Source organism: Pseudomonas sp. MS646 (assembly GCF_036693845.1).
GTDB lineage: Bacteria > Pseudomonadota > Gammaproteobacteria > Pseudomonadales > Pseudomonadaceae > Aquipseudomonas > Aquipseudomonas chlororaphis_E.
Genome location: NZ_CP144763.1, coordinates 5,031,433 through 5,057,395, shown reverse-complemented (window position 1 = coordinate 5,057,395; position 25,963 = coordinate 5,031,433). Strand labels below are relative to the sequence as shown.

Genomic DNA, 25,963 nt, shown 5'->3' with positions numbered 1-25,963 from the left:
ATGAATTTGAAAAGAGCTAAATCTAAAGTCTTGGAGTTTCTCGGGCACGATATTGGGGAGGCACATCCCATACAACATCTCAAGGAATCTCTTCCTGACTTGGCGATTTTTGGGGGGATGATCCGCGATCTAAATTTGGGCGCGATGGAGTCATTCCGTTCAGATATTGATTTGGTTTCTACGGCGTCAGCGGAGGAAATTTACTTGCAAATACGGGAGTATCTTCCAGTTCGAAATCGATTTGGAGGGTTTCGATTCTTTTTTTTGGGACGTCCTTATGATATTTGGTCTCTTGAAGATACTTGGGCCGCTCGGGAGGGGTATGTCACAGTTTCGAGAATTGAAGATTTATGTAAAACCACATTTTTCACTGTAGATGCTGCTATTTTTAATGTGAAAGATGAGTCGTTTTACACCGCTGATTTTTGCCGTCGCTCTATTGAGGATAGGGTTCTAGATATTAATCTTGTTCAGAATCCGTTTCCGGAAAAAATGGCCTTGAAAGCCGTTGATTTATCTATCCGCAATAGCTTGAAAATGTCATATGAGTTGTGCGAATTCGTTTTGTCCAACAAAGCCTCTAGAGGTTGCGATAATTTTTATTGGGATTATTTGAAGGTTCATGTTGAAAGTTCTCCTGGTTGTTTGTTTGAGTTTCATAGGCAATTGTCGCTTAATTTTGAAGGCTTTGATATTGGAGGTTGAATATGCCTTGAGCGTGTTCTAGGATTTCTGCTACAGGAGGCTCGAGGCATGGTGATTTGCTGGGGGGCAGGAGCAGCGGGTGGTTTTTTGTATTTAAATTTAGGGTTTAATTTATATGTGGTGTTGATATGTTGAGTTATGTTCCGGTCTGAGAATAAAATGCCATAAACATTAGTTTTATAGCTTCTTTAGCTTCAAACTCTAGTGCTTCACGTCCATCCCATTGCTGATCAATTGTGATGGCGGGATAGTCAGGTGTTGCATGAATTAGAGCGTTTCTGCGTTTTCTCAGCGCGTCAAATTTTTGTCCTGAGTTGTATGAGCGAAGCAAGTCTATGGAACGTTGTTTTTTGCTTGCTCCACTAGTCTCTTGCAGATTCGCTTCAATGACAGTAAATGCTAGAACTATAGTTGCAGCCCATGCTCCGCTACAAAAACAAGCCTGTACCTCGCAAATGAAAGCGGACGCTTGCTCTCCTACCAAGTAGGATCCTCTTTCTTCGTAGTCAAATATAAATGACTCAAACCATGCGCGTCGTTTGTTCCATTGGTCGGGGGGCGGAGGGTCAAGATGCTCCACATCATAATCCTTTTTATATGTTATCCATTATATTGTTTTTCATACCGATAAATCTGCCCCTATTGACGTCTAAAAAGCATTCGCTGCTGTTCGTTTGCGCGGTATTGGTAACCACAGCCGGCCGCCCTAGTTTTTCTACTAACACGGTATCTATACCACCAATCGCCCCAAGCGCCAAATTTAAGCATCGACCAATTCTGCTCTAAATCCCAGTCTCATCTCCCGCCAAACAACAACCAAGAAAGAGGATGGGGTTACTTATGTCGAGGGTCCGGCGTCCTGGTTTCGGAGGTCGCTCATCGGGCACCAGCTCGAACGCACAAGGCAATCGGCCCAGCGGATATCCGTTGGGCCGATGTCATTTTTGTGATGGAGCGTAAGCACGAGCATCGTCTACGGGCAGAGTACGCCCGGCTGCTTGAGCACAAGCAGCTGCATGTTCTGAATATTCCCGATGACTATCGCTTATGGACCCTGAGCTGGTGGGCATGTTTGAGCGAGCGGTGACGTCGAACAAAAAAAGGGAACGGATTTATTTCTATGGCTATGGCTGAACTGGCGTCTCCTTGTTACCAAGCCCACCCAGTGCAACTACACCCCCCCCAGGCCGATCCCTAAACGCAGAGCTCTTCGCAAACACCTCAGCAATAAAATCCATAAAAACAACAGCCCTCCTGGGAAGAAGCCGGTCGGCAACGTAGATGATCTGAACAGGAACAGCCGGCGCTGCGTGCTCCTTCAGCAACACCCGCAGATTGCCATTGTTCAGCCCCTCCTCGTAAAGCCATTCAGGCCCCTGTGCGATCCCCAGCCCCGCGTTTACGCACTCGCGTATGGCCTCAGGTGAACTGACCCGGAGCCTGCCGGAGACGGGAACATCGATATCCCGGAAGCGCCATGTGGTGCCTGTCGACAGCAAGGTATAGATCAGGCACTCGTGTGTTCTCAGGTCATTGGGGGTCGTGGGGGTTCCGTGTTTGGCCAGGTACTCGTTGCTGGCGACGCACACGCGCTCGAACCAGCCCAGGGGCCGGGCGCGCATTGCGCTGTCTTCCAGGTGCCCGATGCGTATCGCCAGTTCAGCCCCTTCGTCGACCAGATTCACGTACCGATCACTGATCTGCAGGTCGAGCGTCAACTCGGGATAGCGAGCCAGGAAGCGGGCTACATGGGGCACCACGAATGCGTGGGCTAGCGCGGTCGGGCAGGCGACTCGCAACAAGCCGGACGGGGTGATGTTTTCCCTGAGGGACGATTCCGATTCTTCCACGGCGTCGAGAATGCGCCGGACATCTGCGTAGTAGCGTTCTCCCTCGGGAGTGAGGGCAAGCTTGCGTGTGGATCGGTGAAGCAGCCTGGTTTGCAGATGATCTTCCAGCGCCGCCACATAGCGGCTGACGTTGGGTTGCCCCAGTCCCAGGTCACGCCCCGCAGCCGAGAAGCTTCCTGTCTCGACAGCGCGAACAAAGCAGGTCATCAACAGCAGTCGATCCATTCAGGCCTCTCATTCATGCAATTTAGGCATGAAATGTATTCGAATAGGTCATCTTATCAATGCGCAGGTATGAATACATAGTTTCCCTCAGGCAGGTCAGTCCATCGACTGACCGTGAAAACCGAAAAGGAAACTGACATGTCCCGATTGCAAGGCAAGCGTACTCTCATCACCGGCGGCACCAGCGGCATTGGCCTGGAAACGGCCAAGCAGTTCCTCGCCGAAGGTGCCCGCGTGATTGTTACCGGCGTCAATCCGGAGTCCATTGCAAAGGCCCAGGCGGAACTGGGAAGCGAAGTATTGGTACTGCGTGCTGACTCAGCCAGCATCGATGCGCAGAAGGAACTGGCGCAGGCCGTTCAGGCTCACTATGGCCAACTCGATGTTGCCTTTCTCAATGCAGGCGTATCCGTTTGGCTGCCGATCGAAGAGTGGACGGAAGAAATGTTCGATCGCTCTTTCGACATTAACGTCAAAGGGCCGTACTTCCTGATCCAGGCATTGCTACCGGTCTTCGCGAACCCTGCGTCGGTGGTGCTCAATACTTCGGTGAGTGCGCACCTCGGCGACGCGCGTTCATCGGTTTATGGCGCGACCAAGGCTGCATTCCTGAACATGTCGAAGACGCTTTCTAGCGAACTTCTCCCGCGTGGTATTCGCGTCAATGCGGTCAGCCCCGGCCCGATCGATACGCCGCTTTACGACAAACTCGTATCCCCGATGCCTACCGTGAACAGGTCAACCAAGATATCGCCGCGACCATTCCATTTGGCCGGTTCGGTACGCCCGAGGAAGTGGCCAAGGCCGTGCTGTACCTGGCGTCGGACGAGTCGCGGTGGACGGTTGGCTCGGAGCTCATCGTCGACGGTGGTCGTTCGCTCTAGTTGCCAACGCCTCCTGCCTTTTATTGAAAGCTGAATGCAACTCAGGCTTTCTCATCGGCGTGGCTTTCATACGGCCCGTCCTCTTTCGGGCGGCGGGCTTCTATTTTTTCGATGGGCCTATTCCAATGTCACCATTCACACTTGTCAGCCATCCTTTGTGCCCATTCGTTCAGCGAGTGGCCATCGTGTTACTGGAAAAAGGCCTTGCCTTTGAACGGATTGATATAGACCTTCGCGACAGGCCGGACTGGTTCTTGGCGATATCCCCAGCCGGTAAGGTTCCACTGCTCAAGGTTCCTGTCAGTAATGAAGGCGAATCCGTTCTATTCGAGAGCGTCGCCATCTGTGAATACCTGGAGGAGATCTACCCGGAACCCGCGTTGCATCCATCGAGTGCGTGGGTCCGCGCACAACACCGTGCATGGGTCGAATTCGCCTCTGCTGCATTGGCGGACGCATGGGGATTTTTGAACGCCACCGACCAGCAGACAGCCCTTGGCAAATCTGCCGCGTTGAGAGCCAAGCTGGAACGACTCAACGGTGAAATATCCGGCGGACCTTATTTCGCCGGCGAGAGGTTCAGCCTGGTCGATATCGCCATGGCTCCCGTCTTTCGTTACTTCGACATATTGGGTTTCGAGCCCGAACATCAGTTGTTCGATGGATTGCATCGGGTGGCTGACTGGCGTCGCGCGCTGGCCGGCCGTCCCAGCATTCAGGCGGCCGTTGCAGAGGACTATGCCATCCGGTTCCGCAAGCACTTACAGGAGCAGAGGGCACTCTTGGCTATTGGCATGGAAGCCTGAAAAAATGCCGATGCGCAGGGGATGCAGGAGGGGACGGAGCGTCGCTGGATGCATCCTCACGCTGAACGTGGGGGTTTTATAGAATATCTTTCAGATAGCCCTTAAGCGCACTGAGCGGTGGCCTAAGCTGTTCGGCTGTTTGTGCCGCGTGGAGTTCTGCAGTCAGCCGCTGCAGTTCGGCGCCGAGCACCGTATCGGCACCTCCAATGGCCTCCAGCGCCAACGCCAGGCACTGCTGGATCTTCTCCTGGATCCCAGCCACATCCTCCCGCCGCACTAGCAACCCAAAGACTTCCCGATCACACCCGCCCATCAATGGATCATCCCGCAAAATCGGACTATGCCCCTCCGTCTCATAAGCCAGCTTCAGCGAGTAAAGAGCGACCGTTTCCAGCAGCAGTTCCATGGGGTGGAGTCCTTTGTCAGCGGTGGGTTAACGGGGTGTCGCACGGCGGAGCATCAATGGGGGTGTGACATTTTTGTGAGCGCTTTGCGCTCAAGCGGGAGCAAGCTCCCTCGCCACAGGTTTCTACTGGCCACAGATTCCTACTAGCCACAGATTCTTCTTTGCCAGAGGTTTGGGATTTGGGGCCGCTTTGCGGCCCAGCGGGGATGAATCCCCTCGCCACAAAGGAGTGATTAGCCATGACCTAAGCACTTTCCTGCAGACGAAAAAAAAGACCTTGAATTTCAAGGTCTTTCTTTAAGATGGTGCCCCGAGGGAGACTCGAACTCCCACTCCTTTCGAAAACGGATTTTGAATCCGCCGCGTCTACCAATTCCGCCATCAGGGCTCAATGGCGGCGAAGTATAGAGAGGTGCCTACCGTTGGTCAATCACGTTTCATGGTCAATTTTCGATATTTCCGCTAGACTTTCCGGCCCTGCTAGACGAACCCCATCATGCGTGTTGCTGACTTTACCTTCGAACTCCCGGATTCGCTGATCGCTCGCCACCCTCTGGCCGAGCGTCGCGCCAGTCGACTGTTGACCCTGGATGGGGTCAGCGGAGCCATGGCTCACCGTCAATTCACTGATTTGCTTGAGCATTTACGCCCAGGCGACTTGATGGTGTTCAACAATACCCGGGTGATTCCGGCACGGTTGTTTGGCCAGAAGGCCTCCGGCGGCAAGCTGGAGATTCTGGTGGAGCGGGTGCTCGACAGCCATCGGGTGCTGGCCCATGTGCGCTCCAGCAAGTCGCCCAAGCCGGGTTCGTCGATCCTGATCGACGGTGGCGGCGAGGCGGTGATGGTGGCGCGGCATGATGCGTTGTTCGAGCTGGAATTTGCCGAAGAGGTGTTGCCGCTGCTCGACCGCGTCGGGCACATGCCGTTGCCTCCTTATATAGATCGCCCCGACGAAGGTTCGGACCGCGAGCGCTACCAGACGGTGTACGCCGAGCGCCTGGGCGCGGTGGCGGCGCCGACGGCGGGGTTGCATTTCGACCAGCCGTTGCTGGAGGCGATTGCCGCCAAGGGCGTCGAGACCACGTTCGTGACACTGCACGTGGGTGCCGGCACATTCCAGCCGGTGCGGGTGGAGCGCATCGAAGACCACCACATGCACAGCGAATGGCTCGAAGTGAGCCAGGACGTGGTCGACGCCGTGGCGGCCTGTCGCGCCCGCGGTGGCCGGGTGGTGGCGGTGGGGACCACCAGTGTGCGTTCCCTGGAAAGCGCCGCCCGCGATGGCGTGCTCAAGCCGTTCAGTGGCGACACCGACATCTTCATCTACCCGGGCCGGCCGTTCCATGTGGTCGATGCCCTGGTCACCAATTTCCATTTGCCCGAATCCACGCTGTTGATGCTGGTTTCGGCGTTCGCCGGTTATCCCGAAGCCATGGCCGCCTACAAGGCCGCCGTCGAGCAGGGTTACCGCTTTTTCAGCTACGGTGATGCGATGTTCATCACCCGTAACCCCGCGCCCCGCGGGCCCGAGGAAACCGTATGAGTCGCACCTGTCGCATGTCCTTCGAGTTGCTGGCCACCGATGGCAAGGCACGTCGCGGTCGTCTGACCTTCCCTCGTGGCACGGTGGAAACCCCGGCGTTCATGCCCGTGGGCACCTATGGCACGGTCAAGGGCATGCTGCCGCGCGACATCGAGGCGATTGGCGCTGAAATCATCCTCGGTAACACCTTCCACCTGTGGCTGCGCCCGGGCATGGAAGTGATCAAGGCCCACGGCGATCTGCACGATTTCATGCAGTGGAAAGGCCCGATCCTGACCGACTCCGGCGGCTTCCAGGTGTTCAGCCTGGGCGCCATGCGCAAGATCAAGGAGGAGGGCGTGACCTTCGCCTCGCCGGTGGACGGTTCCAAGGTGTTCATGGGCCCGGAAGAATCCATGCAGGTGCAGCGCGACCTGGGCTCGGACATCGTGATGATCTTCGACGAATGCACGCCGTACCCGGCCGATGAAGACGTTGCGCGGGTGTCCATGGAGCTGTCGTTGCGCTGGGCCCAGCGCTCCAAGAACGCCCATGGCGACAACACGGCGGCGCTGTTCGGCATCGTCCAGGGCGGCATGCACCAGGACCTGCGCATGCGTTCGCTCGAAGGCCTCGACAAGATCGGCTTCGACGGCCTGGCCATCGGCGGCCTGTCGGTGGGCGAACCCAAGCACGAAATGATCAAGGTGCTCGATTACCTGCCGGGCCAGATGCCCGCTGACAAACCTCGTTACCTTATGGGCGTTGGCAAACCGGAAGATCTGGTTGAGGGTGTGCGCCGCGGGGTGGACATGTTCGATTGCGTGATGCCAACCCGTAATGCCCGCAATGGGCATCTGTTCGTCGACACGGGTGTGCTGAAGATCCGTAACGCGTTTCATCGCCATGATGATTCGCCGCTGGATCCGACCTGCGACTGCTACACGTGCCAGAACTTCTCCCGCGCTTATCTGCATCATTTGGACAAGTGCGGCGAAATGCTCGGTAGCATGCTGAATACGATCCACAATTTGCGCCATTACCAGGTGCTTATGGCTGGTTTGCGCGAGGCTATTCAACAGGGTACATTGGCCGCCTTTGTCGAGGCCTTCTATGCCAAGCGCGGGTTGCCTGTTCCGCCCTTGGACTGAGTTTTCCGATCCTAAGATTCAATACTTGCAACTGGAGTGCTAAATGAGCTTTTTTATCTCTAACGCCATGGCTGATGCCGCTGCTCCCGCAGCCGCGCCTATGGGTGGCGGTTTCGAGTGGATTTTCCTGGTCGGCTTCCTGGTTATCTTCTACCTGATGATCTGGCGTCCACAGGCCAAGCGCGCCAAAGAGCAGAAGAACCTGCTCGGCAGCTTGCAGAAGGGCGACGAAGTGGTCACCACCGGCGGTATCGCTGGCAAGATCACCAAAGTGGCGGATGATTTCGTGGTACTGGAAGTGTCCGACACTGTTGAAATGAAGTTCCAGAAGGGCGCTATCGCGGCCACGCTGCCAAAAGGCACGCTGAAAGCGATCTAAGGTTTCAAACTTCTCTTCAATCGACGGGGCGCGCAAGGCGCCCCGCGTCATAAGCGGGCGGCGTGATGCTGAACAAATACCCTCTGTGGAAATATGTACTGATCCTGGCGGTGCTGGCGATCGGTCTGATTTATTCCGCTCCCAATCTCTACCCGGATGACCCGGCCATTCAGGTCAGTGGCGCAAGCACGGCCCTGCAGGTCACCCAGGCGGATCTGGATCGTGCGAGCGAAGCGCTCAAGGCTTCCGGTATCGAGGTCAAGGCTTCGTCGGTTGCCAGCGGTGGCAAGGGCGGGCTGTTGCGCCTGGTCAAGGCCGAAGATCAATTGCCGGCCAAGGACGTGGTGCGCAAGGCGCTCGGCGATGATTACGTCGTAGCCCTGAACCTGGCCCAGACCACCCCGCAATGGCTGCGCAAACTCGGCGCGCACCCCATGAAGCTGGGTCTGGACTTGTCCGGCGGTGTGCACTTCCTGCTGGAAGTGGACATGGAAAAAGCCCTCGACGCGCGGATGAAAGTCTACGAAGGCGACGTCAAGAGCCTGTTGCGTAAGGAGCGCGTGCGCTATCGCAGCCTGCCAGCGTTCAACGGTGCCATTCAGCTGGGCTTCAGCGATGAAGATACCCGCGAGCAGGCCCGTGCACTGATCCGCAAGACCTTCAACGATTTCGACATCGTACCGGCCGACCTCAATGGTCAGGCGGTGCTGCGTCTGGCGATGACCCCGGCCAAGCTGGCGGAAATCCGCGAATACTCCATCAAGCAGAACTTGACCACCGTGCGTAACCGGGTCAACGAGCTGGGTGTAGCCGAGCCGATCGTGCAGCGCCAGGGCGCCAACCGCATCGTGGTCGAGCTGCCGGGCGTGCAGGACACCGCCGAAGCCAAGCGTATCCTCGGCAAGACCGCCAACCTGGAATTCCGCCTCGGTGCCGAGCCGGGCGCGTCCAAGGCCACTTCCGAGAGCTTCGAGTTCCGCGAGGGCAACCGTCCACCGGCGCAGATCGAGCGTGGCCTGATCATCACCGGTGACCAGGTGACCGACGCCAAGGCGAGCTTCGACGAGCACGGTCGTCCGCAGGTGAACATCCACCTCGACGGCCACGGTGGCGAACTGATGAGCCGCGCCACGCGCAGCAACGTCGGCCGTAGCATGGCGGTGATCTTCATCGAGCAGAAGCCGATCACCACCTACACCAAGCAAGTGGTAAACGGCGTCGAGAAAGACGTCGCCGTGCAGGCCTTCAAGGAAGAGAAGAAGATCATCAGCCTGGCGACCATCCAGTCGCCGCTGGGCAGCCAATTCCGCATCACCGGCCTGAACGGCCAGGGTGAGGCCTCGGAACTGGCCCTGCTGCTGCGTGCCGGTGGCCTGGCCGCGCCGATGTACTTCGCTGAAGAGCGCACCATCGGCCCGAGCCTGGGTGCCGACAACATCACCAAGGGTATCGACGCCTCGCTGTGGGGCATGCTGTTCGTGTCGCTGTTCATCATCGCCATCTACCGCTTCTTCGGCATCATTGCCACGGTCGCGCTAGCGGTGAACATGGTGATGCTGTTGGCCCTGATGTCGCTGCTGGGGGCTACGCTGACCCTGCCGGGCATCGCCGGTATCGTATTGACCATGGGCATGGCGGTGGACGCCAACGTGCTGATCTTCTCGCGGATACGTGAAGAGATCGCCGCGGGCATGTCGATCCAGCGGGCAATCAACGAAGGCTTCGGCCGGGCATTCACCGCGATTCTCGACGCCAACCTGACCACGTTGCTGGTCGGCGGGATTCTCTTCGCCATGGGCACTGGCCCGGTCAAGGGCTTCGCAGTGACCATGTCCCTCGGGATCTTTACCTCGATGTTCACGGCCATCATGGTGACCCGCGCAATGGTCAACCTGATCTTTGGCGGTCGTGACTTCAAGAAGTTGTGGATTTAAGGGGCTGCCATGTTACGTACAATCAACTTCATGGGCGTTCGCAACGTTGCGTTCGGCGTCACATTGTTTCTTACCGTACTGGCGTTGTTCAGCTGGGCCACCAAGGGCCTGAACTACGGCCTGGACTTCACTGGCGGTACGCTCATCGAGCTGACCTACGAGCGTCCGGCCGACGTCACCAAGGTGCGTGAGCAACTGGCGACCTCGGGCTACGGCGAAGCCATCGTGCAGAGCTTCGGTGCGACCACCGACCTGCTGGTGCGCATGCCGGGCGAAGACCCGCAACTGGGTCACCAGGTTGCCGAAGCCTTGCAGAAGGCCGGTGGCGACAACCCGGCGCAGGTCAAGCGCGTCGAGTTCGTCGGCCCGCAGGTGGGTGAAGAGCTGCGCGACCAGGGCGGCCTCGGCATGCTGATGGCGCTGGGTGGCATCCTGATCTACCTGGCCTTCCGCTTTCAGTGGAAGTTCGCGGTGGGCGCCATCGTCTCGCTGATCCACGACGTGATCGTGACCGTGGGCATCCTGTCGTTCTTCCAGATCACCTTCGACCTGACGGTGCTGGCGGCGGTGCTGGCGATCATCGGTTACTCGCTCAACGACACCATCGTGGTGTTCGACCGGGTGCGTGAGAACTTCCGCGTGCTGCGCAAGGCCTCCTTGATCGAGAACATCAACATCTCGACCACCCAGACCCTGCTGCGGACCATGGCGACGTCGATCTCCACGCTGCTGGCGATCGCCGCGCTGCTGTTCTTTGGTGGCGATAACCTGTTTGGTTTCTCCATCGCGCTGTTCGTCGGTGTACTGGCGGGTACCTACTCGTCGATCTACATCGCCAACGTGGTGCTGATCTGGCTGAACCTGAGCACCGAGGACCTCATTCCTCCAGCGGCCACCGAAACGGAAGTGGACGACCGCCCATAAGGCTTGTCCCCGTCCGTCACGACCGAAAAGGCGCGAGTTGAACTCGCGCCTTTTTTTATGCTCCAAGGCTGGGAGAAGCGCGGATTATTCCGCTTGTGATGGTCAGGAGGTTCAAGTGAACAAATCGATGCTGGTTGGTGCGGTATTGGGTGCTGTCGGTGTGACTGCCGGTGGTGCGGTCGCGACCTACAGCTTGGTAAAAAGTGGCCCTGAGTATGCGCAAGTATTGGCCGTGGAACCGGTCAAGACCCAGATCAAGACCCCGCGTGAAGTGTGCAAGGACGTCACCGTAACCCGGCAGAAGCCGGTCCAGGACCAGCACCAGATCGCCGGCACCGTGATCGGCGCCCTGGCCGGTGGCCTGCTGGGCAACCAGGTGGGCGGCGGCACCGGCAAGAAAATCGCCACCGTGGCCGGCGCGGCCGGCGGCGGCTATGCCGGTAACAAGATTCAGGAAGGCATGCAGGAGCGTGACACGTACACCACGACGCAAACCCGCTGCAATACCGTCAACGACATCAGTGACAAGGTCGTCGGCTACGACGTGCGCTACATGCTCGACGGCAAGGAAGGCAAAGTCCGTATGGATCGCGACCCGGGCAACCAGATCCCGGTGAGCAAGGAAGGCCAACTGATCCTGGGCCAGAACGAACCGGCCCAGTAATTCGGAAGAATTGAAAAAGCACCCTTCGGGGTGCTTTTTTTACGCCGTATTCCTGACCCACCCCAATCCCGTGTGGGAGCGGGCTTGCCCGCGAAGGCGGTGGATCAGCTTGCATCCATGTCCAATGAGACATTGTCTTCACGGGCAAGCCCGCTCCCACAGGATTTGCCTCATCCATAAAACCGAGGCACAAAAAAAGCACCCCGAAGGGTGCTTTTCTGTGGCTGCGTTGCTTAGCGTTTCAGCGAAGCCGGCAGGTGTGGCTGGATAGCCGTCAGCACCGCCTTGAAGCATTTGGTGTTGCCCGCCACGATGTGGCCTTTTTCGAGGAAGTCGTGGCCGCCGGTGAAGTCGCTCACCAAGCCACCAGCTTCCTGGATCAGCAGGGCGCCTGCGGCCATGTCCCACTCGGACAGGCCCGACTCCCAGAATGCATCGAAACGGCCGGCGGCTACATAGGCCAGGTCCAGGCTGGCGGCGCCAGCGCGGCGGATGCCGGCGGTCTGGCCGACCAGGGCGCGGAACATGCCCAGGTAGTTGTCCAGGTTGTCCATCTGGTCATCGCGGAACGGGAAGCCAGTGCCCAGCAGGGCGCCGTCCAGGCTGGTGCGGCCGCTGACGCGCAGGCGACGACCGTTCAACTGGGCGCCACGGCCACGGCTGGCGGTGAATTCTTCCTGGCGAACCGGGTCCAGCACGACAGCGTGTTCCAGGCGGCCACGGTATTTGCAGGCGATGCTGACAGCAAAATGGGGAATGCCGCGCAGGAAGTTGGTGGTGCCGTCCAGTGGGTCGATGATCCACAGGTACTCTTCGCCTTCGATGCCGGTGCCGGCGTGCATGCCGGTCTCTTCGCCCAGGATCGAGTGGTTCGGGTAAGCCTTGCGCAGGGCGTCGACGATCTTCTGTTCGGCGGCGCGATCCACCTCGGACACGTAGTCCTTGGCGTCTTTTTCGTCGACCTTGATGGTATCCAGGCGCTCGATGGAGCGGAAGATCAGTTCACTGGCGCTGCGGGCGGCGCGCAGCGCGATATTCAGCATGGGCTGCATGGATGTGTCACCTAAGGTTGTTAAAGAAAGCCGCGCATTCTATCAGAAAGTTTTCCGAGGAGAAGGTTGGTGTTCGCTTTCATAGCTTAACGGTAGGTGCTTATGTAAGATTTGCTCCCTTTATCGTGTTCGGGAGCGCCTCCCTTGTTGCAGAACATTCGTGTCGTCCTGGTCAATACCAGCCATCCGGGTAACATCGGCGGGGCTGCGCGGGCCATGAAGAACATGGGCCTGTCACGCCTGGTGCTGGTCGAGCCGCGGCTGTTCCCCCATCACGAAGCCGACGCCCGGGCGTCCGGCGCCGATGACATCCTTGCCGGTGCGCAAGTGGTCGCCACCCTGGAAGACGCCTTGGTCGGGTGCAACCTGGTGCTCGGCACCAGTGCCCGCGACCGGCGCATCCCCTGGCCGTTGCTCGACCCCCGCGAGTGCGGGACCAAGGTCATCGAGGAAGCGGAGCAGGGCAGCGAGATCGCCCTGGTGTTCGGCCGTGAAGACTCCGGCCTGACCAATGAAGAGCTGCAGCGATGTCACTTTCACGTGCATATCCCTTCCGACCCGACGTTCAGTTCCCTGAACCTCGCGGCGGCGGTGCAGGTGTTGAGTTATGAAGTGCGCATGGCCTGGCTGGCCGCCGAAGGGCAGCCAAGCAAGGTCGAAAAAACCGAGGTCGGCTCGCCGCGCAGTGAGACACTGGCGACGATGGATGAGCTGGAACGATACTTTGAACACCTGGAGCAGACCCTGGTGGACATCGAGTTCCTCGACCCGGACAAGCCAAGGCACTTGATGGCGCGCCTGCGTCGGTTGTACGGACGAAGCTCGGTCAGCCGGGCGGAGATGAATATATTGCGCGGCATCCTCACGGAAACCCAGAAAGCGGCCCGTGGTGAGCTGATTAAGCGGAAGAAATAAAATGTTCGAACGTTTGCGTGAAGATATCCAAAGCGTTTTCCATCGTGACCCGGCGGCGCGCAATGCCTTTGAAGTGCTGACCTGCTACCCGGGAATGCACGCCATCTGGCTGCATCGGTTGTCTGGCGCGTTGTGGAATATGGGCTGGAAATGGCTGGCGCGGCTGGTCTCGAACTTCGGACGCTGGTTGACCGGGATCGAGATCCATCCTGGCGCCAAGGTCGGTCGGCGGTTTTTCATCGACCACGGCATGGGCATCGTCATCGGCGAAACCGCCGAGATCGGTGATGACGTGACCCTGTACCAGGGCGTGACCCTCGGCGGCACCAGTTGGAACAAAGGCAAGCGCCACCCGACGCTGGAAGACGGCGTGGTGGTGGGGGCGGGCGCCAAGGTGCTCGGGCCGTTCACAGTGGGCGCGGGGGCCAAAGTCGGCTCCAACGCCGTGGTGACCAAGGCTGTGCCGCCCGGGGCGACCGTGGTCGGTATTCCGGGGCGGATCATCGTCAAGTCCGATGACGAGCAGAATGCCCGGCGCAAAGCCATGGCCGAGAAGATCGGCTTCGATGCCTACGGCGTCGGCGAAGATATGCCCGACCCGGTGGCCCGCGCGATCAACCAGTTGCTCGATCACCTGCAGGCCGTCGATGGTCGCCTGGAGGGGATGTGCGGCGCCCTGAAGGAACTGGGCAGTAATTACTGTGCCAAGGACCTGCCTGAACTGCGCGAGGAAGACTTTGCGTGTGTGCAGGACAAGGATGAAAGCCAGGCCAGCTGAGACCCTGCTGGCCTCATCGCGAGCAAGCTCGCTCCCACAGGGATCTCTGTCGAGCACATCACTCATGTACGACGCAGACCCCCTGTGGGAGCGAGCTTGCTCGCGAAGAACGATAACGCGGTATCACTGGTCCTGCCCGCCAAGCCTTTGCTATCATGCGCGCGCTCTTTCGCGGGTAAATCCGAGTAACCCACTAGGTCTTATACTTGACTTAAATACTCGGGAATTGCATACTCGCCCCCATTCCGAACTCCGTGGTAATTGTCCATGCGACTGACTACAAAAGGCCGATACGCCGTGACCGCAATGCTGGATCTGGCATTGCACGCGCAGCACGGGCCGGTGTCCCTGGCCGATATCTCCGAGCGCCAAGGCATTTCCCTGTCTTATCTTGAGCAGCTGTTCGCCAAGCTGCGCCGCAGCAACCTGGTCTCCAGCGTGCGCGGCCCCGGCGGCGGATACCAGCTGTCCCGTGAAATGCAAGGCATCCAGGTCGCCCAGGTGATCGATGCCGTGAACGAATCGGTCGATGCGACCAAATGCCAAGGGCTGGGCGACTGCCATGGCGGCGATACTTGCCTGACCCATCACCTGTGGTGCGACTTGAGCCTGCAGATCCACGAGTTTCTGAGCGGTATCAGCTTGGCCGACCTTGTCACCCGCCGTGAGGTGCAAGAAGTAGCCCAGCGTCAGGACCAGCGCCGTTGCAATGGCAGGGCGCCGCACCTGGACAAGATTGAAGCGTCCGCCGTCGAATGACCGCCGCAGAGCACGCGGAACGCCAGCCAGCCTGATTTAGGAGAGAGTCCATGAAATTGCCGATTTACCTTGATTACTCTGCGACCACCCCGGTTGATCCGCGTGTCGCGCAAAAAATGAGTGAATGCCTGCTGGTCGACGGAAACTTCGGTAACCCGGCGTCCCGTTCCCACGTGTTCGGCTGGAAAGCCGAAGAGTCGGTTGAAAACGCTCGTCGCCAGGTCGCCGATCTGGTCAACGCCGACCCGCGTGAAATCGTCTGGACCTCCGGTGCCACCGAGTCCGACAACCTGGCAATCAAGGGTGTCGCGCATTTCTATCACACCAAGGGCAAGCACCTGATCACCTCCAAGGTCGAGCACAAGGCTGTCCTGGACACCATGCGCCAATTGGAGCGTGAAGGCTTCGAAGTCACCTACATCGAGCCGGGTGAAGACGGCCTGATCACCCCGGCCATGGTTGAAGCCGCGCTGCGCGACGACACCATCCTGGTTTCGATCATGCACGTGAACAACGAAATCGGCACCATCAACGACATCGCCGCCATTGGCGAGCTGACCCGTTCCAAGGGTGTGCTGTTCCACGTCGACGCGGCGCAGTCCACCGGCAAGGTCGAGATCGACCTGTCGAAGCTCAAGGTCGACCTGATGTCCTTCTCGGCCCACAAGACCTATGGTCCCAAAGGCATCGGCGCGCTGTACGTCAGCCGCAAGCCGCGTGTGCGCATCGAAGCGACCATGCACGGTGGCGGTCACGAGCGTGGCATGCGTTCCGGCACCCTGGCGACCCACCAGATCGTCGGCATGGGCGAAGCCTTCCGCGTCGCCAAGGAAGACATGGCCGCCGAGAATGTCCGCATCAAGGCCCTGAGCGACCGTTTCTTCAAGCAGGTCGAGCACCTCGAAGAACTCTACGTCAACGGCAGCATGACCGCCCGCGTCCCGCACAACCTGAACCTGAGCTTCAACTACGTTGAAGGCGAGTCGCTGATCATGGCACTCAAGGACCTGGCTGTGTCGTCCGGTTCGGCTTGCACCTCGGCTTCGCTCGAGCCTTCGTACGTACTGCGCGCCCTGGGCCGCAACGACGAACTGGCCCATAGCTCGATTCGCTTCACCTTCGGCCGCTTCACCACCGAAGAGGAAATCGATTACGCCGCGCAGAAAGTCTGCGAGGCCGTCACCAAGCTGCGCGCCTTGTCGCCGCTGTGGGACATGTACAAAGACGGCGTCGACATCTCGAAAATCGAGTGGGCTGCGCACTGAAGAAGTCGCCACCAGAGCGGCTCACTGATGAGGATTGAAGCAAATGGCATATAGCGAAAAGGTCATCGACCACTACGAGAACCCGCGCAACGTCGGCAAGATGGACGCGCAGGATCCTGATGTCGGCACTGGCATGGTCGGCGCCCCGGCATGCGGCGACGTGATGCGCCTGCAGATCAAGGTCAACGAGCAAGGCATCATCGAAGATGCCAAGTTCAAGACCTATGGCTGCGGTTCGGCCATCGCGTCCAGCTCCCTGGCCACCGAGTGGATGAAGGGCAAGACCCTTGATGAAGCCGAAACCATCAAGAACACCCAGCTGGCCGAAGAACTGGCCCTGCCGCCAGTGAAGATCCACTGCTCGGTACTCGCTGAAGACGCCATCAAGGCCGCCGTTCGCGATTACAAGCAGAAGAAAGGCTTGATCTGATCCGCGCACCGCTAAGGAGTTTCCATGGCTATCCAGATGACAGAAGCGGCAGCTAAACATGTGCAGCGTTCCCTCGCGGGGCGCGGCAAGGGCGAGGGTATCCGCCTGGGTGTTCGCACCACGGGCTGCTCTGGCCTTGCCTACGTGCTCGAATTCGTCGATGAAGTGGGCGAAGACGACCAGGTGTTCGAAAGTCATGGTCAGAAAGTGATCATCGACCCGAAGAGCCTGACGTACCTGGACGGCACCGAGCTGGATTTCGTCAAGGAAGGGTTGAACGAAGGCTTCAAGTTCAACAACCCCAACGTACGCGGTGAGTGTGGCTGCGGCGAAAGCTTCAACATCTGAGGCGGCTCGTGGGAACTCCTTGTCATTTTGCCTTGTTCCAGATGCAGCCTGCGTTCCAGCTGGATCTCGATCAGTTGTCCGCGCGTTACCTGGAGCTGGCCCGGGGTGTACACCCGGACCGGTTTGCCGATGCCTCCGAAGCCGAGCAGCGCCGGGCGCTGGAGCAGTCTGCCAACCTCAATGAGGCCTACCAGACGCTCAAGCATCCGGCCAAGCGCGCGCGCTACCTGCTCGCCATCAGCGGTCATGAGTTGCCCCTGGAAGTCACGGTGCACGACCCTGAGTTTCTTCTGCAGCAGATGCAGTGGCGCGAAGAGCTCGAAGACCTCCAGGAGAGCGCCGACCTGGCCGGTGTCGCGGCCTTCAAGCGCCGTCTCAAAGACGCCCAGCACACACTGAACGAAAGCTTCGCAGCCTGCTGGAACGATGCCGCGCAACGCGAACAGGCCGAACGCCTGATGCGGCGCATGCAGTTCCTCGACAAGCTCACCTACGAAGTGCGCCAGCTCGAAGAGCGCCTCGACGATTAACCCAGTGCCGCTCCGGTCGCACGCCTGATTACAGATAAGTCCTGATTACGATGGCCCTACTGCAGATCGCCGAACCCGGCCAAAGTCCACAACCCCACCAGCGTCGCCTGGCAGTGGGAATCGACTTGGGTACTACCAATTCCCTGGTCGCTGCCTTGCGCAGCGGTCTCTCCGAACCGCTGGCGGACGAGCAGGGGCAGGTGATCCTGCCATCCGCCGTTCGCTACCACGCCGACCGCGTCGAGGTGGGTGAATCGGCCAAGCTGGCCGCCTCCACTGACCCGCTGAACACCGTCGTGTCGGTCAAGCGCTTGATGGGGCGCGGCCTGGCCGACGTCAAGCAGTTGGGCGACCAACTGCCGTATCGTTTTGTTGGCGGCGAATCCCACATGCCGTTCATCGACACCGTGCAGGGGCCGAAAAGCCCGGTGCAGGTGTCGGCCGACATCCTCAAGGTCCTGCGCGTGCGTGCCGAAGCCGCATTGGGCGGCGAGCTGGTGGGTGCGGTGATCACCGTCCCGGCCTACTTCGACGACGCCCAGCGTCAAGCCACCAAGGATGCGGCCAAGCTGGCCGGCCTCAACGTACTGCGCCTGCTCAACGAGCCGACTGCCGCGGCGGTGGCCTACGGATTGGACCAGCACGCCGAAGGCCTCGTCGCGATCTACGACCTGGGTGGCGGCACGTTCGATATTTCCATCCTGCGCCTGACCGGCGGTGTTTTCGAAGTCCTGGCCACCGGCGGCGACAGCGCCCTGGGCGGCGACGACTTCGACCACGCCATTGCCGGCTGGATCATCGAGCAGGCGGGCCTGTCCGCCGACCTTGATCCGGGTGCGCAGCGCCACCTGCTGCAAACCGCCTGCGCCGCCAAGGAAGCCCTGACCGACGCCGCCAGCGTTGAAGTGCACTACGAAGGCTGGAGCGCTGTGCTGAGCCGTGAAGCCTTCGATGCATTGATCGAACCCATGGTCGCCCGCAGCCTCAAGGCTTGCCGTCGCGCCGTGCGTGACTCGGGCGTCGAGCTCGAAGACGTCAAGGCCGTGGTCATGGTCGGTGGCTCGACCCGTGTGCCTCGCGTTCGCCAGGCCGTGGCCGAAGCCTTTGGCCGTCAGCCATTGACCGAAATCGACCCGGACCAGGTGGTGGCCATCGGCGCCGCGATCCAGGCCGATACCCTGGCCGGCAACAAGCGTGACGGCGGCGAACTGCTGCTGCTCGATGTGATTCCGCTGTCCCTGGGCCTCGAGACCATGGGTGGCCTGATGGAGAAGGTGATTCCGCGCAACACCACCATTCCCGTCGCCCGCGCCCAAGACTTCACCACTTACAAGGACGGCCAGTCGGCCATGATGGTTCACGTGCTGCAAGGCGAGCGTGAGCTGATCAGCGACTGCCGTTCCCTGGCGCGCTTCGAACTGCGTGGCATCCCGCCGATGGTGGCCGGTGCCGCGAAGATCCGCGTGACCTTCCAGGTCGATGCCGACGGCTTGCTCAACGTCACCGCCCGCGAATTGGGTTCGGGTGTCGAGGCAAGCATCCAGGTCAAGCCGTCCTATGGCCTGACCGACGGCGAAATCGCCCGGATGCTCAAGGACTCGTTCCAGTACGCCGGCGACGACAAGGTGGCCCGCGTGCTGCGCGAGCAACAAGTCGATGCCCAGCGCCTGATCGAAGCGGTGCAGGGTGCCCTCGAGGCCGATGGCGATCGCTTGCTGGACGCCGAAGAGCGCATGGTCATCGAATTGCAGATGCAGGAACTGTCCGAATTGATCAAGGGCACCGATGGCCATGCCATCGAGCAGCAGACCAAGCGTCTGTCGAGCGTCACCGATGCCTTTGCTGCCCGCCGCCTGGACTCGACAGTCAAGGCCGCCCTGGCGGGGCGCAACCTGAATGAAATCGAGGAATAACTGATGCCGCAGATCATTTTTCTGCCACACGCCGAGCACTGCCCGGACGGTATGGTGGTCGAGGCCGAAACCGGCAAATCCCTGCTGGAAGTGGCCCACGACAACCACATCGAGATCGAAAGCGCCTGCGGCGGCGTTTGTGCCTGCACCACGTGCCATTGCATCATTCGCGAAGGGTTTGACTCGCTGAACGAAGCCGATGAGCTCGAAGAAGACTACCTGGATCGCGCCTGGGGCCTGGAGCCGACGTCGCGCCTGACCTGCCAGGCCAAGGTCGGCACCGAGGACCTGGTGGTGGAGATCCCGAAATATTCGCTTAACCATGCGGCCGAAGCGCCGCACTGATGGTGACACTGTCATGAGCTATGGTTGGAATGATGTACGGCGCATCGCTGAGGAATTGGCCGAAGCGAAGCCAGACGTAGACCCGTTGACGGTCAACTTCGTCGATCTGCAGCGATGGATCATGGAGCTGCCCGACTTCGACAATGCTTCCGGCCGTTGCGGCGAGAAGGTCCTGGAGGCGGTTCAGACGCTCTGGATCGAAGAAATCGACTGATCGACCCGGCAGGTTAGGCAATACCCCTGAACCCGCGTATAATTCGCGGGTTTAATTTTTCACAAATTATCGTTTCTGGAGTTACACCATGGCTGTTCAACGTACTTTCTCCATCATCAAGCCTGACGCCGTTGCTAAAAACGTCATCGGCAAGATCGTTACCCGCTTCGAAGACGCTGGCCTGCGCGTTGTAGCTTCGAAAATGAAGCAACTGTCCAAGGCCGAGGCCGAAGGCTTCTACGCCGAGCACAGCGAGCGCGGTTTCTTCGGTGAACTGGTTGCCTTCATGACTTCCGGTCCGGTTGTCGTCCAGGTTCTGGAAGGCGAAAACGCTATCGCTCGCAACCGTGAGCTGATGGGCGCCACCAACCCTAAAGAAGCGGCTGCCGGCACCATCCGTGCTGACTTCGCCGAGTCCATCGACGCCAACGCCGTTCACGGTTCGGACTCCGAAGCCGCTGCTGCTCGCGAAATCGCTTACTTTTTCTCCGCTACTGAAGTAACCACTCGCTAAGCCCAGGCTTTTGAGTGAAGGTGAATCCATGACTACATCGAACGGCAAAACCAACCTGTTGGGCCTGACCCAGCCGGAAATGGAGAAATTTTTCGACTCGATCGGGGAGAAGCGTTTCCGTGCCGGCCAGGTGATGAAATGGATTCACCACTTCGGCGTCGACGACTTCGACGCCATGACGAATGTCGGCAAGGCCTTGCGCGAGAAGCTCAAGGCGGTTGCCGAGATTCGCGGCCCCGAAGTGGTCAGCGAGGACATCTCCAGCGACGGCACCCGCAAGTGGGTGGTGCGCGTGGCGTCCGGCAGCTGCGTCGAGACCGTCTACATTCCCCAGGGCAAACGCGGCACCTTGTGCGTTTCGTCCCAGGCAGGCTGTGCCCTGGATTGCAGTTTCTGCTCCACCGGCAAGCAAGGCTTCAACAGCAACCTCACCGCCGCCGAAGTGATCGGCCAGGTGTGGATTGCCAACAAATCCTTTGGCAGCGTCCCGGCGACCGTCGACCGTGCCATCACCAACGTGGTGATGATGGGCATGGGTGAGCCGCTGCTGAACTTCGACAACGTCGTCTCGGCCATGCACTTGATGATGGATGACCTGGGCTATGGCATTTCCAAGCGTCGGGTGACCCTGTCCACCTCCGGCGTGGTGCCGATGATCGATGAGCTGGCCAAGCACATCGACGTCTCCCTGGCGTTGTCGCTGCACGCACCCAATGACGCATTGCGTAACCAATTGGTGCCAATCAACAAGAAGTATCCGCTTAAGATGCTGCTCGAGTCATGCCAGCGCTACATGTCGGCCCTGGGCGAGAAGCGCGTGCTGACCATCGAGTACACCTTGCTCAAGGATGTGAACGACAAAGTCGAGCATGCGGTCGAGATGATCGAACTGCTCAAGAACATCCCGTGCAAGATCAACCTGATCCCGTTCAACCCGTTCCCGCATTCCGGTTACGAGCGTCCGAGCAACAATGCGATTCGTCGCTTCCAGGATCAGCTTCACCACGCTGGCTTCAACGTCACCGTGCGCACCACCCGCGGCGAAGACATCGATGCCGCGTGTGGCCAATTGGTAGGGCAGGTGCTGGATCGCACCCGTCGCAGCGAACGCTACATTGCCGTGCGCGAGTTGAACGCCTCCGACGATGTGGCGCAGAACGCTGCGAACAGTCACTAAGAGAGGAACTCTATGTCCCTGCGCTTCGCGCTCATCTTGCTGTTGGCCGGGCTGTGTTCCGGTTGTGTTCTGTCGGGTGACTACAACCCGATGAAAACCAGCAAGGGGCGCGATGAGGCGCGTGCGGCCTATGTGCAACTGGGCATTGGCTACTTGCAGCAGGGCATGACCGAACGGGCCAAGGTCCCGCTCAAGAAAGCCCTGGACCTGGACGACAACGACGCCGACGCCAACGCGGCCCTGGCCCTGGTGTTCCAGGCCGAACTGGAGTCGGAGCTGGCCGACCAGCATTTTCGCAAGGCGCTTTCGGCACGGCCCCAGGACGCACGGATCCTGAACAACTACGGCGGTTTTCTTTACGAGCAGAAGCGTTACAAGGAAGCCTACGAGCGCTTCGAGCAGGCCGCCGCCGACACCCTTTACCCAGAGCGCTCGCGGGTATTCGAGAACCTTGGCATGACGGCCGCGCAACTGGGCCAGCGAGACCTGGCCCGCCAGCAGCTGGAAAAGGCCCTGCGCCTCAACCGCCAACAACCGCGGGCCCTGCTGGAAATGGCTGAGTTGTCCTACGAAGACAGGCATTATGTGCCCGCGCGTGACTACTACGAGCGTTTTAGCCTGCTCAGCGAGCAAAATGCACGTAGTCTATTGCTCGGCGTTCGGCTGGCACATGTGTTTGAAGATCGCGACAAGGCTGCAAGTTATGGCCTGCAACTCAAAAGACTCTATCCCGGTACGCCGGAATATCAGCAATACCTGTCGGAGCAATGATGAAAGCGGCGCATCCCGAAGTTGTAGCAGCGACTCGCGTAAATCCCGGTGAGACCCTGCGTCAAGCCCGCGAAAGCAATGGTTGGTCGCTGGCCGAAGTGGCCCACAAGCTCAATCTCACCGTGACTTCCCTGAGCAACCTGGAAGCGGGCGCGTTCGACAAGCTGCCCGGGCACACTTTCGCCCGCGGCTATATCCGCGCCTATGCCAAGTTGCTCGGCATGGACCAGACCGTTCTGGTCCAGCAGTTCGATCAATACACCGGTTCCGACGCCCAGGGCAGCAATGTGCACAGCCTGGGACGCATCGAGGAGCCAGTTCGTGTTTCCCACACGATCCTGCGCATTGTCAGCCTGTTGTTGCTGATCGCGGTGATCGGTGGCGGTTTCGTCTGGTGGCAGGACCAGACGTCCCAGCGCAACAAAGAGCCGGTGGCGATGAACTCCGAGCACGTCGAGGTCGAAGGCGCCGACGGCACGACCCAGATCCATCCGCTGGACGAGCCGGAAGACCAGGCCGTCGTGGAAGGCCAGGCCGAAGGCGAGACCAATCTGGCGCTGCCACAAAGCCCGGACGATGCCGACGCCCAGGCCGGCGCTGAGCCAGCTGTCCCGGCACCGACCACGCCTGCTGCCCCGAGCACGGGCGGCGCACCGATTGCCACCGCCCCTGCCGCGCCAGGCACGCCAGCGCCAACAGTGGCTGCGCCTGCCACCCACGCCGCTCCAGTCGCTCCGGCAGTGCCGGCCGCTCCAGCCGCCCCAGCCGCTCCGGCGACCTCGGTTGCCCCGGCAGCCGGTGAAGGCCAGGTCCAGATTCAGTTCACCGCCGACTGCTGGACCCAGGTCACCGACGGCAACGGCAAGGTCCTGTTCAGTGGCCTCAAGCGCAAGGGCGACAGCACGTCCATCAATGGCAAGCCGCCTTTCGCCGTACGCCTGGGGTATGCCCGTGGCGCACAGGTCAGCTACAACGGCCAGCCGGTCGATGTGGCTCCGTTCACCAGTGGCGAGACCGCTCGCCTGAAGTTGGGTCAATAAGTCATGCACGGCGAATCTCCTATCAAGCGTCGCGAATCCCGAAAAATCTGGGTCGGCAACGTGCCCGTGGGCGGCGATGCTCCTATCGCTGTGCAGAGCATGACCAACAGCGACACCAATGACGTGGCCGCCACGGTCGCGCAGATCAACCGCCTGGAAGCCGCCGGTGTCGACATCGTGCGGGTTTCGGTGCCGGACATGGACGCCGCCGAGGCATTCGGCAAGATCAAGCAACTGGTCAAGGTCCCCTTGGTGGCCGACATCCACTTCGACTACCGCATCGCCCTGCGCGTGGCCGAGTTGGGTGTGGATTGCCTGCGCATCAACCCCGGCAACATCGGTCGCGAAGACCGCGTGCGTGCCGTGGTGGATGCCGCCCGCGACCGTGGCATCCCGATTCGCATCGGGGTGAACGCCGGTTCCCTGGAAAAAGACCTGCAAAAGAAATACGGCGAGCCGACCCCGGCGGCGCTGGTCGAGTCGGCGCTGCGTCACGTCGAGCACCTCGAACGCCTGAATTTCCAGGACTTCAAGGTCAGCGTGAAGGCCTCCGATGTGTTCATGGCCGTTGAAGCCTACCGGCTGCTGGCCAAGGAAATCGTCCAGCCGCTGCACCTGGGCATCACCGAAGCGGGCGGGTTGCGTTCGGGCACGGTGAAATCCGCCGTCGGCCTCGGTATGCTGCTCGCCGAAGGGATTGGCGATACCATCCGCATCTCGTTGGCGGCGGACCCGGTCGAGGAAGTGAAGGTCGGCTACGACATCCTCAAGTCCCTGCACCTGCGGTCCCGTGGCATCAACTTCATCGCTTGCCCGAGCTGCTCGCGGCAGAACTTCGATGTGGTCAAGACCATGAATGAGCTGGAAGGGCGACTCGAAGACCTGCTGGTGCCGCTGGATGTCGCGGTGATTGGCTGCGTGGTCAACGGGCCGGGCGAAGCCAAGGAGGCCCATATCGGCCTCACCGGCGGTACGCCGAACCTGATTTACATCGACGGCAAGCCGTCGCAGAAATTGACGAATGACAATCTGGTGGATGAGCTGGAACGGCTGATCCGCGAGAAGGCGGCCGAGAAGGTCGAGGCCGACGCAGCGGTGATCGCGCGCGGCTGATCGAACGAATTTAAGGAAAATCTGTGAGCAAGTCCCTGCAAGCCATTCGTGGCATGAACGACATCCTGCCCGAGCAGACGCCCCTGTGGCGCTATTTCGAGGGCACCGTGGCGCGTTTGCTGGATAACTACGGTTACCGGCAGATCCGCATGCCGATCGTCGAGTTCACCGAGCTGTTCAAGCGCTCGATTGGTGAAGTGACCGACATCGTCGAAAAAGAGATGTACACCTTCGACGATCGCAACGGCGATTCCCTGACCCTGCGCCCCGAAGGCACGGCGGCGTGCGTACGTGCGGTGCTCGAGCACGGCATCACCGGTGGCGGCCAGGTGCAGAAGCTCTGGTACATCGGCCCGATGTTCCGTCACGAGCGTCCGCAGAAAGGCCGTTATCGCCAGTTCCACCAGATCGGCTGCGAAGTGTTCAACCTCGATGGCCCGGACATCGACGCCGAGCTGATCGTGCTGACTTGGCGCCTGTGGGGTGAGCTGGGCATCCGCGACGCGGTCAAGCTGGAGCTCAACAGCCTCGGCACCGCCGAAGCCCGTGCTCGGTACCGTGACGCGTTGGTGGAGTTCCTCTCGGCCCGCCTCGAGCACCTGGACGAAGACAGCCAGCGTCGGCTCAAGACCAACCCGCTGCGGGTGCTGGATACCAAGAATCCGGACACCCAGGCCGTGCTGGTGGATGCGCCGAAGCTGGCCGACTACCTGGACGAAGAGTCCCGCGTGCACTTCGAAGGGCTCAAGGCTCGTCTCGACGCCGCCGGCATTCCCTACGTGATCAACCCGAAACTGGTCCGTGGCCTGGATTACTACAGCAAGACCGTATTCGAATGGGTCACCGACAAGCTCGGCGCCCAGGGCACCGTGTGTGCCGGCGGCCGCTACGACGGGCTGGTGGAACAGATGGGCGGCAAGCCGACCCCGGGCGTGGGCTTTGCCATGGGCATCGAGCGCCTGGTGCTGATGCTCGAGGCCTTGGACAAGGTGCCGCAGGCGCTGTCCCGTCAGGTTGACGTCTACCTCTGCGCGTTCGGCGAAGCGGCCGAGCTGGCGGCATTGTCGCTGAGTGAGCGGGTCCGCGACCAGTTGCCCAACCTGCGCCTGCAGATCAACGCCGGTGCCGGCAGCTTCAAGAGCCAGTTCAAGAAGGCCGACAAGAGCGGTGCGCTGTATGCACTGATCCTTGGTGACGACGAACTGGCCCAACAAGTGGTAGGTTTCAAACCCCTGCGTGGCCAGGGCGAACAACAAAGCATTGCCTGGGATGCGCTTGCTGCACACCTGGCCACCTGCGTCGTGCAGGGTTGAAGCTGTCAAACAGCCGATTTAGCGATTAAGGAG

At 60.0% G+C, this 25,963-nt stretch carries 28 protein-coding genes, 1 tRNA gene and 2 pseudogenes; 26 read left to right on the top strand and 5 right to left on the bottom strand.

Features of this window, described 5'->3' with window-relative positions; translation table 11 throughout:
* On the top strand, positions 1-705 hold the full coding sequence (locus tag V3H56_RS22255; RefSeq protein ID WP_338473861.1) for a hypothetical protein: 705 nt from the start codon (positions 1-3) through the stop codon (positions 703-705).
* Between the two features lie 136 nt (positions 706-841).
* Here V3H56_RS22255 and V3H56_RS22250 read toward each other — a convergent pair whose 3' ends face one another.
* Complete coding sequence (locus tag V3H56_RS22250; RefSeq protein WP_338473860.1) at positions 842-1,285, bottom strand: hypothetical protein; 444 nt, start codon at positions 1,283-1,285, stop codon at positions 842-844.
* Positions 1,286-1,533: 248 nt separating this feature from the next.
* On the opposite strand from V3H56_RS22250, the pseudogene V3H56_RS22245 reads away from it, so the two are divergent.
* Positions 1,534-1,839 (top strand): annotated as a pseudogene (locus V3H56_RS22245) (phosphotyrosine protein phosphatase).
* Here V3H56_RS22245 and V3H56_RS22240 read toward each other — a convergent pair.
* Positions 1,830-2,780 (bottom strand): LysR family transcriptional regulator, encoded by a 951-nt coding sequence (locus tag V3H56_RS22240; protein WP_338473859.1) that lies wholly within the window; start codon positions 2,778-2,780, stop codon positions 1,830-1,832. The pseudogene V3H56_RS22245 and the gene V3H56_RS22240 overlap by 10 nt on opposite strands.
* Before the next feature lie 138 nt (positions 2,781-2,918).
* Between V3H56_RS22240 and V3H56_RS22235 the strand changes: the two are divergent.
* Both V3H56_RS22235 and V3H56_RS22230 read left to right on the top strand, forming a co-directional pair.
* Positions 2,919-3,664, top strand: a pseudogene (locus V3H56_RS22235) (SDR family oxidoreductase).
* Positions 3,665-3,849: 185 nt separating this feature from the next.
* A complete protein-coding gene (locus V3H56_RS22230) occupies positions 3,850-4,470 on the top strand; it encodes a glutathione S-transferase family protein (protein ID WP_338473858.1) in 621 nt (206 codons plus the stop codon).
* A 76-nt stretch (positions 4,471-4,546) separates the two neighbouring features.
* Here the strand turns inward: V3H56_RS22230 and V3H56_RS22225 are convergent, their stop codons facing one another.
* Together V3H56_RS22225 and V3H56_RS22220 are read right to left on the bottom strand one after the other, a co-directional pair.
* Positions 4,547-4,876, bottom strand: a complete 330-nt coding sequence (locus V3H56_RS22225; RefSeq protein ID WP_338473857.1) for a hypothetical protein — start codon at positions 4,874-4,876, stop codon at positions 4,547-4,549.
* 303 nt (positions 4,877-5,179) lie between these two features.
* Positions 5,180-5,264, bottom strand: a tRNA-Leu gene (locus tag V3H56_RS22220).
* Between the two features lie 108 nt (positions 5,265-5,372).
* On the opposite strand from V3H56_RS22220, the gene queA reads away from it, so the two are divergent.
* The 6 genes from queA (at position 5,373) to V3H56_RS22190 (ending at position 11,453) form a co-directional block, all read left to right on the top strand.
* The gene (queA, locus tag V3H56_RS22215; RefSeq protein ID WP_042728007.1) at positions 5,373-6,422 is read left to right on the top strand and encodes a tRNA preQ1(34) S-adenosylmethionine ribosyltransferase-isomerase QueA; all 1,050 of its coding nucleotides are present in this window, start codon (positions 5,373-5,375) and stop codon (positions 6,420-6,422) included.
* 14 nt (positions 6,423-6,436) lie between these two features.
* Complete coding sequence (gene tgt / locus V3H56_RS22210; protein WP_161796089.1) at positions 6,437-7,552, top strand: tRNA guanosine(34) transglycosylase Tgt; 1,116 nt, start codon at positions 6,437-6,439, stop codon at positions 7,550-7,552.
* Positions 7,553-7,595: 43 nt separating this feature from the next.
* Positions 7,596-7,931, top strand: a complete 336-nt coding sequence (yajC, locus tag V3H56_RS22205; protein ID WP_024777037.1) for a preprotein translocase subunit YajC — start codon at positions 7,596-7,598, stop codon at positions 7,929-7,931.
* Positions 7,932-7,996: 65 nt separating this feature from the next.
* The gene (gene secD / locus V3H56_RS22200) at positions 7,997-9,865 is read left to right on the top strand and encodes a protein translocase subunit SecD (protein ID WP_042728005.1); all 1,869 of its coding nucleotides are present in this window, start codon (positions 7,997-7,999) and stop codon (positions 9,863-9,865) included.
* A gap of 9 nt (positions 9,866-9,874) precedes the next feature.
* Entirely contained in the window at positions 9,875-10,789 is a 915-nt protein-coding gene (gene secF, locus V3H56_RS22195; protein ID WP_042728004.1) for a protein translocase subunit SecF, read from the top strand.
* A 115-nt stretch (positions 10,790-10,904) separates the two neighbouring features.
* Positions 10,905-11,453 (top strand): glycine zipper 2TM domain-containing protein, encoded by a 549-nt coding sequence (locus tag V3H56_RS22190; RefSeq protein WP_042728003.1) that lies wholly within the window; start codon positions 10,905-10,907, stop codon positions 11,451-11,453.
* A gap of 233 nt (positions 11,454-11,686) precedes the next feature.
* Here the strand turns inward: V3H56_RS22190 and suhB are convergent, their stop codons facing one another.
* Entirely contained in the window at positions 11,687-12,505 is an 819-nt protein-coding gene (gene suhB, locus V3H56_RS22185; RefSeq protein ID WP_003185165.1) for an inositol-phosphate phosphatase, read from the bottom strand.
* 144 nt (positions 12,506-12,649) lie between these two features.
* Here suhB and trmJ point away from each other — a divergent pair, with 144 nt between their 5' ends.
* From trmJ to hisS, 16 genes are all read left to right on the top strand, one after another.
* On the top strand, positions 12,650-13,420 hold the full coding sequence (trmJ, locus tag V3H56_RS22180; RefSeq protein WP_042728002.1) for a tRNA (cytosine(32)/uridine(32)-2'-O)-methyltransferase TrmJ: 771 nt from the start codon (positions 12,650-12,652) through the stop codon (positions 13,418-13,420).
* Position 13,421: 1 nt separating this feature from the next.
* Entirely contained in the window at positions 13,422-14,198 is a 777-nt protein-coding gene (gene cysE, locus V3H56_RS22175; protein WP_042728001.1) for a serine O-acetyltransferase, read from the top strand.
* Positions 14,199-14,465: 267 nt separating this feature from the next.
* A complete protein-coding gene (iscR, locus tag V3H56_RS22170) occupies positions 14,466-14,957 on the top strand; it encodes a Fe-S cluster assembly transcriptional regulator IscR (RefSeq protein ID WP_042728000.1) in 492 nt (163 codons plus the stop codon).
* Positions 14,958-15,007: 50 nt separating this feature from the next.
* Positions 15,008-16,222: an IscS subfamily cysteine desulfurase gene (locus tag V3H56_RS22165; protein ID WP_042727999.1), complete on the top strand. Its 1,215-nt coding sequence runs from the start codon at positions 15,008-15,010 to the stop codon at positions 16,220-16,222.
* A gap of 43 nt (positions 16,223-16,265) precedes the next feature.
* Positions 16,266-16,652 carry a Fe-S cluster assembly scaffold IscU gene (gene iscU / locus V3H56_RS22160; RefSeq protein WP_003185157.1) on the top strand — a complete coding sequence of 129 codons (387 nt, stop codon included), beginning with the start codon at positions 16,266-16,268 and terminating at the stop codon, positions 16,650-16,652.
* A gap of 24 nt (positions 16,653-16,676) precedes the next feature.
* Entirely contained in the window at positions 16,677-17,000 is a 324-nt protein-coding gene (gene iscA, locus V3H56_RS22155) for an iron-sulfur cluster assembly protein IscA (protein WP_030139597.1), read from the top strand.
* Between the two features lie 8 nt (positions 17,001-17,008).
* Complete coding sequence (gene hscB, locus V3H56_RS22150; RefSeq protein WP_047736804.1) at positions 17,009-17,530, top strand: co-chaperone HscB; 522 nt, start codon at positions 17,009-17,011, stop codon at positions 17,528-17,530.
* Between the two features lie 50 nt (positions 17,531-17,580).
* Positions 17,581-19,443 carry a Fe-S protein assembly chaperone HscA gene (gene hscA, locus V3H56_RS22145; protein WP_212802996.1) on the top strand — a complete coding sequence of 621 codons (1,863 nt, stop codon included), beginning with the start codon at positions 17,581-17,583 and terminating at the stop codon, positions 19,441-19,443.
* A 3-nt stretch (positions 19,444-19,446) separates the two neighbouring features.
* Positions 19,447-19,788 carry an ISC system 2Fe-2S type ferredoxin gene (fdx, locus tag V3H56_RS22140; RefSeq protein WP_042727996.1) on the top strand — a complete coding sequence of 114 codons (342 nt, stop codon included), beginning with the start codon at positions 19,447-19,449 and terminating at the stop codon, positions 19,786-19,788.
* 13 nt (positions 19,789-19,801) lie between these two features.
* Positions 19,802-20,002: a Fe-S cluster assembly protein IscX gene (iscX, locus tag V3H56_RS22135; RefSeq protein WP_042727995.1), complete on the top strand. Its 201-nt coding sequence runs from the start codon at positions 19,802-19,804 to the stop codon at positions 20,000-20,002.
* A gap of 88 nt (positions 20,003-20,090) precedes the next feature.
* Entirely contained in the window at positions 20,091-20,516 is a 426-nt protein-coding gene (ndk, locus tag V3H56_RS22130) for a nucleoside-diphosphate kinase (RefSeq protein ID WP_042727994.1), read from the top strand.
* A gap of 28 nt (positions 20,517-20,544) precedes the next feature.
* A complete protein-coding gene (rlmN, locus tag V3H56_RS22125; RefSeq protein ID WP_042727993.1) occupies positions 20,545-21,693 on the top strand; it encodes a 23S rRNA (adenine(2503)-C(2))-methyltransferase RlmN in 1,149 nt (382 codons plus the stop codon).
* Positions 21,694-21,705: 12 nt separating this feature from the next.
* Positions 21,706-22,464 (top strand): type IV pilus biogenesis/stability protein PilW, encoded by a 759-nt coding sequence (pilW, locus tag V3H56_RS22120; protein WP_042727992.1) that lies wholly within the window; start codon positions 21,706-21,708, stop codon positions 22,462-22,464.
* The gene (locus tag V3H56_RS22115; RefSeq protein ID WP_123579934.1) at positions 22,464-23,504 is read left to right on the top strand and encodes a RodZ family helix-turn-helix domain-containing protein; all 1,041 of its coding nucleotides are present in this window, start codon (positions 22,464-22,466) and stop codon (positions 23,502-23,504) included. The genes pilW and V3H56_RS22115 overlap by 1 nt, the downstream gene beginning before the upstream one ends.
* 3 nt (positions 23,505-23,507) lie before the next feature.
* A complete protein-coding gene (ispG, locus tag V3H56_RS22110) occupies positions 23,508-24,617 on the top strand; it encodes a flavodoxin-dependent (E)-4-hydroxy-3-methylbut-2-enyl-diphosphate synthase (protein WP_020795607.1) in 1,110 nt (369 codons plus the stop codon).
* Between the two features lie 23 nt (positions 24,618-24,640).
* Entirely contained in the window at positions 24,641-25,930 is a 1,290-nt protein-coding gene (hisS, locus tag V3H56_RS22105) for a histidine--tRNA ligase (protein ID WP_047736793.1), read from the top strand.
* The last annotated feature ends 33 nt before the right edge of the window (positions 25,931-25,963 follow it).